We start from the raw sequence: 13,720 nt of genomic DNA on the forward strand, positions 1-13,720 counted from the left end.
ATAACAGATATGCTTAAAGTAATGACAATTATTGGGACTCGACCTGAAATTATTAAACTGAGCCGGGTTATGGCCGAATTGGACAAGTACACAGAACATATAATTGTGCATACCGGACAGAATTTTGATTATGAATTGAATGAGATATTTTTTCAAGAGCTTCATATACGTAAACCGAATTATTTTTTGAATGCTGCAGGAAAGAATGCTGCCGAAACGATTGCTAATGTTATCCAAAAGTCGGATATATTAATGGAACAGGAAAAGCCTGATGCTATATTGCTTTATGGGGATACGAATAGTTGTATTTCTGTTATTTCTGCAAAACGTAGAAAAATTCCTATTTTTCATATGGAAGCAGGTAATAGATGCTTTGACCAACGCGTACCGGAAGAGATTAATCGCAAAATAGTGGATCATTTGAGTGATATTAATATGCCATTATCTGAACATGCTCGTAACTATTTGTTGGCAGAAGGGCTTAAACCTGAGACAGTTATAAAGACGGGATCTCCAATGACAGAAGTGTTGTATTTTCATAAACAAGATATTGATAATAGTGATATACTTAGAAAGGAACATCTGGAGAAAGGTGAATATTTTATTGTAAGTACACATCGAGAGGAAAATGTGGATTCAGAACAGAATTTTTCTGATTTGTTATCGTCTTTAAATGCAATTGTAGACAAGTATCATAAAAAAGTGATTGTATCTACCCATCCACGTACCCGGAAAAAGCTGGAAGCTATTGGTTTTATAAACTCGAATTCAATGATTGAGTTTATGAAACCTTTTGGATTTATTGAATATATAAAATTGCAACAGAATGCTTTTTGTGTGATTTCGGATAGTGGTACAATTACGGAAGAATCTTCTATCCTATGCTTTCCTGCAATTACTATTCGTCAAGCACATGAACGTCCTGAAGGTATGGATGAAGGTACCCTTATTATGTCTGGATTAAAAAGTGAACGTATATTGGATTCTATTGACATAGTAACTTCGCAATATACTGAAAATAAAAAAGCCATTCATACTATTTCTGATTATGTAGCGGATAATGTATCTAAAAAAGTAGTTCGTATCATTCTTTCTTATACAGATTATGTTAATCGCACTGTTTGGCATAAATTTAACTAATATACTTATTAATGAAAAAAGTTTTGTTGTTCGGAGCTACTGGTATGGCCGGACATGTTGTCTATTATTATCTTCAAAGTACAGGTAAGTACAACATAACTAATGTTGTTTTTCGTATACCTTTGACGGCAGACAGTATAATTGTGGACGTAACAGATCGGAATGCAGTAACAAAAGTTATAGCAGATGTAAATCCTGAAATTATAATTAATTGTGTTGGCGTACTGGTTGAAGGAGCAAAAAGATATCCGGATAATGCAATTTTAATTAATGCTTATTTTCCTCATTTATTGAAAAAACTCTCAGATGAAATCGGGGCAAAGTTAATTCATATTAGTACAGATTGTGTCTTTTCGGGGAAAAAAGGAAATTATACAGAAGAGGATATTCCGGATGCACAAGATGTGTACGGGCGGAGCAAAGCATTAGGTGAAATTATTAATGATAAAGATTTAACTATTCGTACCTCTATTATTGGGCCTGAATTAAAGAAAAATGGAGAAGGTTTATTTCATTGGTTTATGATGCAACAAGGTTCAGTAAATGGCTTTAAAACCGCAATATGGGGAGGGGTAACTACATTAGAATTAGCAAAAGCTATTTGTGTTGCTATAGATAGTGAAATATCAGGGTTGATACATTTAACGAATGGTGTAGGTATATCCAAACTTGAATTATTGAATTTATTCAAAGAAATATGGCATAAACAAGATATTGATATACTTCCATATAATGCAAATGATGTGGATAAATCAATTGCAAAATCAAATAAATTTAATTATGTGGTTTCTGATTATAAATCTATGTTAGTCGAATTATATGACTGGATGTCAACTCATGAAGAAATTTATGGGATCTATGTAAAATAATAGAAATAAAATAACATAAGTTGGATTATCATAATGCTAAAATACGACTATTTATTCCTAGAGTTTTTGGAGTTTATATGCTTAAATACTATATGTACAGACAATATAGGTTGCTATGCAACCATTTATCCCAAAAAGTTTTGCATGATTATTTGTAGATAAAAACATTTCACATATTATAATATATTCAAGTAGGAGTTTGGGTCTCTTTTATAGTTATATGTCATTAATTATAACCCTTCTGCGTGTCATAAAGCATGCTTGCTATTTTGAATCTTGTGATGTATAAGAGTTCTTTTTTTATACAAAAAAATATATAGTATTTAAAAAAATGAAAGAAAAATCGCAATTTTCTTATTCAAAACAAATTGTATTTATAAATCAGTCAAGCGGGACATTGATGGTTGATATTGTGAATGCATTTGGAATAAAATATGAGAAATTAGTATTAATAACGGGAACAAAAGGAGGAGAAAAGTATCTAGCCGAGTTATCAGATAATGTTATATTAGATAAAATAATCTCTTACGATAAAAGCAGTACTTTAAAACGTATTTTTACTTGGCTATGGGGATGGTTTCAGATTTGGTTAAAGCTTATTTTCAAGTATAGAACAGCTGAATTATTTATAGTTTCAAATCCTCCTATAGCAACACTTTTACCCTTGTTTTGTCGGAATCCTTATTCTTTCTTAATTTATGACACCTACCCCGATGTGTTAATAAGCACCGGAATTTGTAAAGCTAATAGTTTGATAGTATGTTGGTGGAAAAAGTTAAATATTAAACTGTATCATAAAGCTCGTAATATTTATACTATTGGAAATGGAATGGCTAAATGCTTGAGCCAATACGTTGAATTGGATAAAATTCACATAATACCTAATTGGGCGAATGTTTCTTATTTAAAGCCATGTGCTAAAGTAGATAATATATTTTTGAAGGAGCAAAAATTAACAGATAAATTTATTGTACTCTACTCTGGCAATTTAGGTAATACTCACAAGGTTGAGACTATTGTTGAGGTGGCTGAGAAATTGAAAAAAGAACAAGATATTTATTTTATTATTATTGGGGAAGGTGGTAAGAAAAAAAAGATAGAATCGATGATTGAGGAAAATAAATTAAATAATTGTAGATTATTACCTTGGCAGCCTGTAGAAAAATTGCCGTATTCGATAGGAGCCGCAGATGTCGGAGTCATTACCTTGGATTTGTTGGCTTCGAAATTAAGTGTACCCAGCAAAACTTATGCTATGATGGCTGTGGGTTGTGCATTGTTATGCATTGCTGGTAAAGATTCAGAACTAAAGGAAATTGTGGAAGAATACCAAGTGGGAGAAATTTTCAATCCCAATGAAATAGAACGTATTTCCAATTTTATACTTGAGATGAAAAATGATGTGGAAAAGCTGGAATATTATAAACAAAATGCTCGAAAAGCGGCTTTGAATTTTACGCCTGACAATGCAAAACAATATCTTAACACATATAAATAATGATGTATGCATGTAGATTTAAACGTTATTTGGATATCATAATTTCTTTGATAGTGATACTCTTAATATCTCCCTTATTATTGGTTACAATGACTTGTCTTTATTTTGTCAACAAAAATGCTGGAATTTTCTTCTTTCAGCAGCGTCCCGGGAAGAATGGAAAAATTTTCAAAGTAATAAAGTTCAAGACAATGACCGATGACCGAGATCCGGATGGCAACTTGTTGCCCGACGAGGAGCGTCTGACCCAAATAGGCAAGTTTGTTCGCGCCTCCTCTATCGATGAATTACCCCAGCTAATAAACGTATTGAAAGGTGACATGTCTCTAATAGGCCCCCGTCCCTTGTTACCCCAATACCTGCCTTTATATTCAAAGGGGCAAGCCCGCCGGCATGAAGTCCGTCCGGGAATCACCGGTTGGGCGCAGGTCAATGGCCGTAATGCGATTTCTTGGACGAAGAAGTTTGAACTGGATGTGTGGTACGTGGACCACTGCTCCTTTCTGCTTGACCTGAAAATAATATATCTCACCCTCGTAAAAGTCTTTTGTCGTTCTGACATCAACAAGGAAGGTTGTGCTACTACCGTTCCGTTTAATGGGCATAATTAAAAATTACAGATATGAAAATCAATCTAATTGAATACTTTGAGGATACAGTTAAACATTTTCCTCAGAAGAATGCTGTTCTTGATAAGGATAGGGCTATTTCTTTTGCAAAGTTGCGTCAGGATTCCCTGTCGGTTGCATCCAACATCCTTTCAATCAAGGAGGGTATGAATCGTCCGGTCGCTGTCTATCTCAATAAAAGCATAGAGAGTATTTGTGCTGACTTGGGCATACTCTATTCCGGGAATTTTTATATGAATCTGGATGTGAAAACTCCTGCGGAGAGAATAAAGAACATCCTTGATGTCATATCCCCCTCGGTTATTATCACGAATAATCAGCATCTTAAGAACATAGCGGGAATGGTACCGGATTCTATCCGGTTGCTGAATCTGGATGAGATGGACTGGGAGGCTCCGTTCGACGAGCCATTTATAGCATCGCGACTTCAACGCCTGATAGACACCGACCCCTCCTGCATCATCAATACTTCGGGATCAACGGGAACTCCCAAAGGGGTGGTACTCAACCACAAAAGTTTCTTTGACTTTACCGAGTGGGCGTTGGACGTATTCAAATTTTCGGATGACGAGGTGATAGGCTCTCTCTCCCCGCTTGTGTTTGACATATACAGTTTCGAACTGTGCATGTTGATGGCAAAAGGAAGTACCATCGTGGTTATCCCTGACAGCCTCTCGGCTTTTCCCGCCTCCATCCTGAAATTGCTGGAACAGCACAAGGTGACTTTCCTGTTCTGGGTTCCGACCATCATGGTGAATATAGCCAATATGGATTTACTTTCGCAGATCCAGTTGCCTTCCCTCAAGACGGTGTGGTTTGCCGGAGAGGTGTTCCCCACGAAGCAGTTCAATTATTGGCGCAAACAGTTGCCGCAGACTTTATTCGCCAATCTGTACGGCCCCATTGAAATCACGTTGGATTGCACCTATTACATCGTTGAAAGAGAGATAAGGGATGAGGAGCCGATCCCCATAGGGTATCCTTGCAGGAATACCGATGTCCTGATCCTGGATGAAGACAACCGGCAGGTGGTCAAAGCCAACGAGGAAGGGGAGCTTTGTGTTCGTGGCACCTCTTTGGCAATGGGCTATTATAATAATCCGGAAAAGACATCCGCCGCCTTCGTCCAGAATCCTTTGAACCATTCTTATCCGGAGACCATCTACCGGACAGGAGACGTCGTGTATGTGAATGATCTGGGGGAAATTGTGTTTAAGGGCCGGAAGGACACCCTCATCAAGCACATGGGGTACCGGACTGAACTCGGTGAGATAGAGCATATCATCATCAACAAGCTGAAGCTGGTGAGGAACGGCTGTGTCGTTTACAACTTTGCCCAAAAAGAGATCACCCTCTTTTACGAGTCCGAACAGGAAATAACTCCCGCGGAGTTCCGCCAAAAGATCGGCAGGGAACTTCCCAAATACATGCTTCCCACTGTTTTTCATCGTCTGGACGAGCTGCAGAGAAATACGAACGGGAAAATCGACCGGTTATTCTATAATAAGAAGGTGAATGGATAGGGTCAACACGTTGGAGGAAATAAACGGGTATGTCCATGTCATAAAAAATCATCAGAAAGGTTTTTTGACAAATTTCTTCCTCGACAAATCGAAGCATTCGTATTGGATATCCAAAGGAGAGCTGTACTCCATGGCTTATGATAAATGCATCTTTCTGATACGTAGGAGTCCTTTGGCCAATTATTTATTTTATTTCTCAACGGATGTTGATTCTCTGAGAGACGGTCTGGGGGAGATCTCTCGGCTGGAGTGTCCCCTCGTGCTGGATTTGGTCGGTACTGAACAAACGACGGCCCCCATCAAGGAACTGTTTCTAAAAAACAGGTTTACATTGTACGAATCGTTATACCGCATGAGCCGTACCGGCTTGCCTCTTAATCAGGAGAAGACATGCACGGACGTGCTACGGGCTTGCAGGGAAGATGCGGAGGAGGTCTGTCAATTGTTGACGGATCATTTCGACCCTTTGTCGGAGCAGCTTCCAACGTTGGAGGAAATACGGCATTTTATTGAGGGCAATGGCATATTGGTATATAAAAATGATGACCGGGTCGTAGGTTTCATCATATATGAATTATTGGGGATTACCTTGTATTTACGCTATTGGTTTGTCTCCCCCGAATTCAGAGAGTTGAAAATAGGATCCAGGCTATTTGAAGCCTTCATGTACGAAGGGCGAAATACCAAAAGGCAGTTGTTCTGGGTGATAGCCAGTAACGAGAATGCCATAAAACGATATGAGCATTACGGGTTCAGGGCTGAGGAATTATATGATTATGTCTTAATTAAAAAGTAATTATAATGAAAGAGGAAATAATAGCGATATTGAACGGGCTACGCCCGGAATTTGATTTCAGCGAACCGGTGGATTTCATAGAAGAGGGCATGCTGGATTCGTTTGATGTGATTAACCTGGTCAATGAATTGGACACTAAATATGGCATTTCCATTGACGGGATAGACGTGCTTCCTGAAAATTTTTCATCTGTTGACAGCATCATAAACTTGTTGCATAAAAATGGGGTGAAATAATGGATCTGGTATTTGACAACAAAAGAATCACGGGCATTTTGACCATCTTACCTTCAAAGGAGGTACTCTTTGAAGATGAGATGGGAAATTACAACTTCTCTACCGCAAAATCCATGAAGCTAAAGTTGGCCATGGGGTACAACAAACACCGCATTGTAGAGGAAGGGGTTTGTTGTTCCGATTTATGCTGTTATGGACTGAACTACCTGTTTGAACATTCGAAATTGAAAAAGGAGGAGATCGATGCTCTTGTTTTGGTCACTCAGTCTCCGGACCATTTCATGCCGCCGACAAGCAATGTCATACAGGGGAAGATGGGATTGAAAACAGATATGATCTGTATGGATATAAATCAGGGGTGTGCGGGCTTTGTACTCGGACTAATCCAGGCTTTCATGCTGCTGGATCAGCCCTCTGTGAATAAAGTGGTTTTACTGAATGCCGATGTGCTAAGTCGTAAAGTATCAAAGCGTGATCGCAACAGCAATCCGCTAATAGGTGACGGTGCTGCCGTTACGGTGGTGGAGCGTTCCGAGAAGACAGGGCTGATCTATGGGAATATAAAGATGGACGGAACCCGGGCAGACGCCTTAATGATTCCCGCTGGAGGATTCAGAGAACCTTCTACCGCTGAAACTGCACTGATGTCGGAAGATGCGAATGGGAACTTTCGATCTAAAGACAATCTGGTCATGAAGGGAGATGAGGTGTTCAACTTTGTGCAATTGGAGGTTCCTCCCATGATCGATGATCTACTGGCAAAGTCGGGACAGTCAAAGGACTCTGTTGATTATTATATGTTTCACCAGCCCAACCGCTTCATGCTGCAAAAGCTTGCAGACAAAATAGGAATATCCCGTGAAAAGATGCCTTCCAATATTGTCGAAAATTTTGGTAATTCAAGCGGAGTAACCATTCCTGTCAATATTACCCATAATTTGGGGAGCATGTTGACAGAGGACGAGAAGCTCCTTTGTTTATCGGGCTTTGGAGTAGGATTGACTTGGGGAAGTTTATTAATGAGAATTGGAAAATTGGATTTTTGTGAACAAATAAATTATTGAAGATGGAACAGTTTTTAGAACAAATTGCGGAATTATTGGAAGAGGATGTGGTAAATACTTCAGATGAACTAAAATCTTTCGATGCATGGGATTCATTAACCATATTGTCTATCATTGCTTTTGCCGATGAGAATTATGGTGTGACATTAAATGCCAAAGAAATCAACGAGGCTCAGACGGTGGGCGGTTTAAAGGCTCTGATAGATTCAAAAGTCAACTAATTTATGATTGATTCACTCAACTTATCGGGAAGAACCTATTTGGTTACCGGTGCAGCCTCTGGAATGGGGCGTGCGACCAGCATCTTGCTTTCAGGACAAGGGGCCCGTATCGTATTGGTGGATATAAATAAAGAAGGACTATACAATACGCAACAACAATGTACAGGTGAAACCTATGTTCTGGAAATGGATTTATCAAAACCGGAAAGTTTTAAAGGAAAAGTCCATGATACGATATTAGAATTCGGCAGGTTAAATGGTTTTATACACTGTGCAGGGATTCCTTATATTTCTCCGCTAAAAACGGTAAGTCCCGATATCTGTGACAAAGTTTATAGAATTAACTCTTATTCGGCAATAGAGCTGGCAAAACTTTTTGTAAATAAGAAGGTGTATGCCGGTGAGTTCGGATCGATTGTTTTGATTTCTTCTGTATACGGTCTGGTAGGTTCTCCGGCCAATGTGGGCTATGCCTTGTCCAAAGGAGCTATTCAAGCTGCAACCAGGGCTTTGGCCATAGAACTGGCTCCTAAAGGAATCCGCGTGAATTGCATTGCTCCCGGATTTATTAAAACGTCCATGATGGATAATGTATCGTCTTCCTTCTCAGAAGATTATACGCAGAGGTTAGATGCCTTACATCCACTCGGTTTGGGAGAGGCGGAAGATGTGGCCAATACCATCTTGTATTTGATATCCGACATGGGTAAATGGGTTACCGGCTCCATTCTGAATGTGGATGGCGGCTTTACCGCACAATAAAAAATAATTATGAAACCTTTTGTATTGATAACCGGTTCTTCTTCAGGTATCGGAAAAGCTATTGCTATAAATTTATCTAAGAAATATAATATCATACTGCACGGACGTAACGCGGAGCGGTTACTTCAGGTTAAAGAAGAATGTTCATCCGAACATTCTTCTTTAATATGGCAGAGTGACCTGAACTCTGTGGAATCCTTGGAGGAAAGCTTGATTGGCTTTCTAAAAGAGAACGAGATTATTATAGACTATTATGTGCATTGTGCCGGAATAATGAGAATGCTTCCGCTCAAAAGCCATAATATAAGGAGTATTCAGGAGACTTTTAATACAAATGTGATCTCGGCAATGCTCATTACCAAAGTGTTGTCTTCCAAGAAATGGAATAAAGACACTCTAAAAAGCATTGTGTATATCTCAAGTAATATCAGTAACAGGGGTGCCAAGGCGTTCAATACTTATGCCGCTTCCAAAGGGGCGTTGGATGCATTGATGCGTAGCATGGCGGTGGAATTGGCCCCCAAAATTAGAGTGAACTCGATACTTCCCGGAGCCGTCATGACTGAAATGACACAAAACATATTTGAAAACGAAGAAGTGGAAGGAAGAATGAAAGCTACTTATCCTCTGGGCTTCGGCTATCCAAGTGACATAGCAGATGGTGTTGATTTCCTACTTTCAGAACGGGCGAGATGGATCACGGGCCAGCAGTTGACCATTGATGGCGGACGGACCATTAATATTACGGGTTAAATGAACTTGACAGTATTGAAAATAGAAAATTATCCGGTAGCTTCAAATTGTTATGTGTTATACGATAAGTCCCAGGGGAACACGTGCATATTGGTAGATCCCGGCAGTGAGAATTGCGACAGCTTGGAACGAACGCTGGAAGAGCATGAACTGCTACCGGAATATATCATTCTGACCCATGAGCATTTTGACCACATTTGGGGATGTAATTATCTCACAAATAAATATAAGTGCAAATTAATCTGTTCCGGGAAGTGTGCAACGGCGATCAAGGACCCGAAACGAAATCATTCTCTGTTTTACAATCAGGCGGGCTTTGTGATTAATCATGCTGACATTATTTTAGAGGATGTGGACTGGAAGCTTAAGTGGAGAAAGTATGAACTAGACTTCATCCGGGCCGGGGGACACACGGAATCGGGGATTTGTTTTACCATAAATAAGTATCTGTTTACGGGGGACTCGCTAATCAAGGATCTGAAGACAGTGACTAAGCTTTACACGGGTTCCAAGTCAGCTTTAAAAAAAACAATTCAAACGCTTGAATCAATGAAGGGACATGGATATGTCGTTTGTGCAGGTCATGGGGACTTTTTTGATCTGGACGATTATAATTTAAATGTGGCATATGGAAACTAAAAAGATCATTTTTTTTGGAACAGGCGCTGTTTCTGCTGAATTCACATCCTATTTGGAGGATAGTAAATGGGGGGAAGACTCAAATATCGAAATAAAAGGATACGTGGCCTCGGATCAGGATGGTATAAAGAACTGGCGAATGTATGGTTATTCCAAGCCCTTTTTGGGACTTTTATCGGAATATGAAATACAGGAAGAGGATTATTTTATTTTAGCTTTGGGCAATGCAAAGGTCAAGAGGGGGATTGTCGATATTATTTCCAGTAAAGGAGGAAAGTTCCTTAATCTAATCCACCCCACTTCAACAATTGCTAAAACAGCGACATTGGGTATCGGGAACATAGTATCTCCCTTCGTCATGATTGGTCCTAATGTCAAAATTGGCAATTTTAACTTGTTGACATCCCAAAGCATTGTTAGCCATGACTCGGTAGTGGGAGATTATAATTTCTTTGCGACGGCATTGCTTTGTGGGCATACGACAGTGGGCGATGATAACTATATGGGTATCCGGGCTACGACAGTGCCGGAAATTAGCATTGGAGACAGGAATAAAATTCAGGCCGGTATGATTTTGGATAAAAATGTAGGTGATGACTCGACCGTATTTTACAGGTATAAGGAAAAGCTCCTGGCTATTCCCCAATAATAAAAACGATCGTTTTTGATAGGCAGAGAGATGTTACTGAGAAAAGCATGTAATATTTTGAAGTGGCTTTTCGTCCCCTTTTATGTCTGGAGAAAAAAAGTTTGATAGACAATATTCTTAAAAATCACATATCATATTATGGACAAACGAATTTATCTTTGCCTGGCTCACATGAGCGGCAAGGAGCAAGATTATATCAAGGAAGCTTTTGATACCAATTGGGTGGTTCCACTCGGCCCCAATGTGAATGCTTTCGAGGAAGAATTGAAACATTTTGTAGGACAAAATAAAGAAGTGGTCGCTTTATCAGCGGGTACGGCAGCAATCCATTTAGGATTAATTCAGCTCGGTGTAGAAGCTGGTGACGAGGTGATTTGCCAGTCGTTCACCTTCTGTGCGTCGGCTAATCCGGTAACTTACCTGGGAGCTGTCCCGGTATTCGTGGACAGCGAGGAAGATACCTGGAATATGGATCCTGCCTTATTGGAGGAAGCGATAAAAGATCGAATTGAGAAGACGGGCAAGAAGCCCAAGGCAATTGTTCCTGTGCATCTTTACGGGATGCCTGCCAAGATTGATGAGATCTGCGCCATCGCAGCGAAATACGATATTCCTGTACTGGAGGATGCTGCCGAAGCTTTAGGCTCTGAATTTGAGGGCCGTAAGTGCGGCACCTTCGGTAAATTCGGTGCCTTGTCGTTTAATGGCAACAAGATGATCACTACCTCGGGAGGCGGGGCACTTGTAACGGAAGACGAAGCCTCTAAGAGAGAGACCATGTTTTATGCCACCCAGGCCCGTGAAGCCTTCCCTTACTATGAACATCAAAAGATCGGTTATAATTACCGGATGAGCAATATTTGCGCAGGCATCGGTTGTGGTCAAATGACGGTGTTAGACGAGCATGTCGCCCACCACCGCCATGTACACGCCTTGTATGAGAAAGGATTTGCTGACGTGGATGGGATTTCCTTGAAGTCGAACCCCGACAGTCGTTTCAATGCAAATTACTGGTTGTGTACCATCCTGATCGACCCGGAAAAGACTGGTACTAATTATGAGGAAGTCCGTCTCAAGTTGGATGGGAAAGGCATCGAAACACGTCCTTTATGGAAGCCTATGCATTTGCAGCCCGTCTACGCACAGAATCCGTGTTATGTAAACGGTGTCTCCGAGAAGTTGTTCGACATGGGCTTATGTATCCCAGCCGGACCTTGTGTGACCGACGGGGATGTGGAGTATATTGTAGAGCAGATAAAAAGGTGCTGTAATGGGTGATGCACTCATAATCATAAATTTGAGATAAGGAGTTGGGAATAATATAAACAACAACGTTTTTATTAAATCAAGTGGGCGGATATAAAGATGATTCTTATATTCGCCTTTTTCTTTATGTAGGGACATTCAGTAAATGTCTTTAAAAACATAAAATGGCATATGAAGATGCTTTGTTCATATCATCTCATATGCCATTTTTATTATCTATTTTTTCTCTCTGACCTAAAATCTTCTCCTTTTGGGCACGATGTTCCGGAAGAAGCCTGAGACTTCTTCTAATAGATTCTTTATACTTATGTTATGCAGCTTTCTTCTGTCCGTTTTTGATTTTATCAATCATCAATATTGCGTTTGCCGTATGTATCCCAAAGAAAATCCACAGGATTTCTGTTTTCCTGTTCCGTGCTTTGATTTTCGATAGCGAATAATGCTGTTTTTGTGTACCGAAACTGCCTTCAAGCCTGGTGGCTCTTTCCCTCGAGAGTTCACTCCTGAGAGCCTTCCTCACCGCCTCGTCCTTTGCAGCTCTTCCCTTGCGTACAAAGGAGGTTGATATCCCATATTTTGTACAGAACTTCCTGTTGGCATTATTGGCGTATATGGAATCGGCGGCCACACATCTGACCCTCACATTCATCAGTTTCTGATGCATATGGATACAATCCTTCAGACGTATGCCCTCATTGAATGCCTTGAAAGAGACGTGCTCGATGAATGAGATTCCATCTATCTGTATGTTATTAACCTTTGCACCGAACTCTACAGATTTTACTTCCTTACCTCTTACGATAGGGTGTACGTAATGACGGTCAATACTGACAATACGGTCACTGACCTTCCTGCCTTCAAAGAGTTTCTTTTCCTGTACAAGGACCTTGCTGATTATGGAAAGCCGTTTCTGATAATCCTGTGTATATTTGAGTAAAGAGCCGTGTTCTCTGTGAATGTCATCCCGTTGTATGATGAGTTTTTCCAGGAGTCTGATCATGCGACGCTTCAGCATTCTTGTCCTCGAAGCCTTCCTCTTTCTTTTCTTGCAATAGGATAGATAGGATACCGCAACATCCGCATATTTGTTACGGGGACGCCTTATGCCGAGTTTCCCACAATGCATGCAGACATGCCGGTAGAGCCATTCGATGCTTTCCCAAAGGAGCTTCATGTCCGTAGGGAAACGCATATGACTTTCATAACATGTGGCATCGGTCATACACACGTGAAGGTTCTCAAGATAAGGCTTCCAGTGTGAGGCAAGGATTTTCTGAAGGGAGTCGATGTCAAGACGGGATGCAACCTCATTACGGATAGCGCTGATTATCTTGTAGTTGGTTATGGGGCAGGACGGGTCTATCATGATACCGCAAAACAGCTGATAATGTATGTTTCCGTTAAGATGTTCTACCAGCAGCCTGTCAGAGAATCCGGTATAAGCCTTCAGTACCATAAGGGCTATCTTCGCGGAAGGACTGAAACAGTTCCTGCGACCCAAGCGGGATTGTGAAAGGCCTGTCTCTTTGGCTATACTCTCGAACGGAAACACGGAATGAAGACTGCCAAGTTCACTCGCATGAAAACTCTTACGATATTTTTCCAGAATATCGAATTCTGGAAACCCTAAAGTAGGGTGAATTTCTGAAATATTTTGTATCTTCGCCATATCTTA

15 protein-coding genes are annotated in these 13,720 nt (G+C 40.3%); 14 read left to right on the plus strand and 1 reads right to left on the minus strand.

Going from position 1 to position 13,720, the window contains the following annotated elements; translation table 11 throughout:
* The first annotated feature begins 9 nt into the window (after nt 1-9).
* The 14 genes from wecB to H8744_RS16485 all read left to right on the plus strand — a co-directional run bounded on the left by wecB (nt 10) and on the right by H8744_RS16485 (nt 12,057).
* Nucleotides 10-1,140, plus strand: a complete 1,131-nt coding sequence (wecB, locus tag H8744_RS16420) for a non-hydrolyzing UDP-N-acetylglucosamine 2-epimerase (RefSeq protein ID WP_262435883.1) — start codon at nt 10-12, stop codon at nt 1,138-1,140.
* A gap of 11 nt (nt 1,141-1,151) precedes the next feature.
* Nucleotides 1,152-2,009: a dTDP-4-dehydrorhamnose reductase family protein gene (locus H8744_RS16425; RefSeq protein ID WP_262435884.1), complete on the plus strand. Its 858-nt coding sequence runs from the start codon at nt 1,152-1,154 to the stop codon at nt 2,007-2,009.
* 331 nt (nt 2,010-2,340) lie between these two features.
* A complete protein-coding gene (locus H8744_RS16430) occupies nt 2,341-3,507 on the plus strand; it encodes a glycosyltransferase family 4 protein (RefSeq protein WP_262435885.1) in 1,167 nt (388 codons plus the stop codon).
* 2 nt (nt 3,508-3,509) lie between these two features.
* On the plus strand, nt 3,510-4,118 hold the full coding sequence (locus tag H8744_RS16435; protein WP_262436280.1) for a sugar transferase: 609 nt from the start codon (nt 3,510-3,512) through the stop codon (nt 4,116-4,118).
* An 11-nt stretch (nt 4,119-4,129) separates the two neighbouring features.
* Entirely contained in the window at nt 4,130-5,659 is a 1,530-nt protein-coding gene (locus H8744_RS16440) for an amino acid adenylation domain-containing protein (protein ID WP_262435886.1), read from the plus strand.
* On the plus strand, nt 5,652-6,455 hold the full coding sequence (locus tag H8744_RS16445; RefSeq protein WP_262435887.1) for a GNAT family N-acetyltransferase: 804 nt from the start codon (nt 5,652-5,654) through the stop codon (nt 6,453-6,455). The genes H8744_RS16440 and H8744_RS16445 overlap by 8 nt, the downstream gene beginning before the upstream one ends.
* Before the next feature lie 5 nt (nt 6,456-6,460).
* A complete protein-coding gene (locus H8744_RS16450; protein WP_262435888.1) occupies nt 6,461-6,691 on the plus strand; it encodes an acyl carrier protein in 231 nt (76 codons plus the stop codon).
* A complete protein-coding gene (locus H8744_RS16455) occupies nt 6,691-7,755 on the plus strand; it encodes a 3-oxoacyl-ACP synthase III family protein (RefSeq protein WP_262435889.1) in 1,065 nt (354 codons plus the stop codon). The genes H8744_RS16450 and H8744_RS16455 overlap by 1 nt, the downstream gene beginning before the upstream one ends.
* A gap of 2 nt (nt 7,756-7,757) precedes the next feature.
* Complete coding sequence (locus H8744_RS16460) at nt 7,758-7,976, plus strand: acyl carrier protein (RefSeq protein WP_262435890.1); 219 nt, start codon at nt 7,758-7,760, stop codon at nt 7,974-7,976.
* Nucleotides 7,977-7,979: 3 nt separating this feature from the next.
* Entirely contained in the window at nt 7,980-8,738 is a 759-nt protein-coding gene (locus H8744_RS16465) for an SDR family NAD(P)-dependent oxidoreductase (protein ID WP_262435891.1), read from the plus strand.
* Nucleotides 8,739-8,747: 9 nt separating this feature from the next.
* The gene (locus H8744_RS16470; RefSeq protein WP_262435892.1) at nt 8,748-9,491 is read left to right on the plus strand and encodes an SDR family NAD(P)-dependent oxidoreductase; all 744 of its coding nucleotides are present in this window, start codon (nt 8,748-8,750) and stop codon (nt 9,489-9,491) included.
* Nucleotides 9,492-10,130, plus strand: coding sequence for an MBL fold metallo-hydrolase (locus H8744_RS16475; protein WP_262435893.1), 639 nt, complete (start codon nt 9,492-9,494; stop codon nt 10,128-10,130).
* Nucleotides 10,120-10,779, plus strand: a complete 660-nt coding sequence (locus H8744_RS16480; RefSeq protein ID WP_262435894.1) for an acetyltransferase — start codon at nt 10,120-10,122, stop codon at nt 10,777-10,779. Before H8744_RS16475 ends, H8744_RS16480 begins: the two co-directional genes overlap by 11 nt.
* Before the next feature lie 138 nt (nt 10,780-10,917).
* Entirely contained in the window at nt 10,918-12,057 is a 1,140-nt protein-coding gene (locus tag H8744_RS16485) for an aminotransferase class I/II-fold pyridoxal phosphate-dependent enzyme (protein ID WP_262435895.1), read from the plus strand.
* A 298-nt stretch (nt 12,058-12,355) separates the two neighbouring features.
* Here the strand turns inward: H8744_RS16485 and H8744_RS16490 are convergent, their stop codons facing one another.
* On the minus strand, nt 12,356-13,714 hold the full coding sequence (locus tag H8744_RS16490; protein WP_262435896.1) for a transposase: 1,359 nt from the start codon (nt 13,712-13,714) through the stop codon (nt 12,356-12,358).
* Nucleotides 13,715-13,720: the final 6 nt, after the last annotated feature.

The sequence above is a fragment of the Jilunia laotingensis genome, from assembly GCF_014385165.1.
GTDB classification, from domain to species: domain Bacteria; phylum Bacteroidota; class Bacteroidia; order Bacteroidales; family Bacteroidaceae; genus Bacteroides; species Bacteroides laotingensis.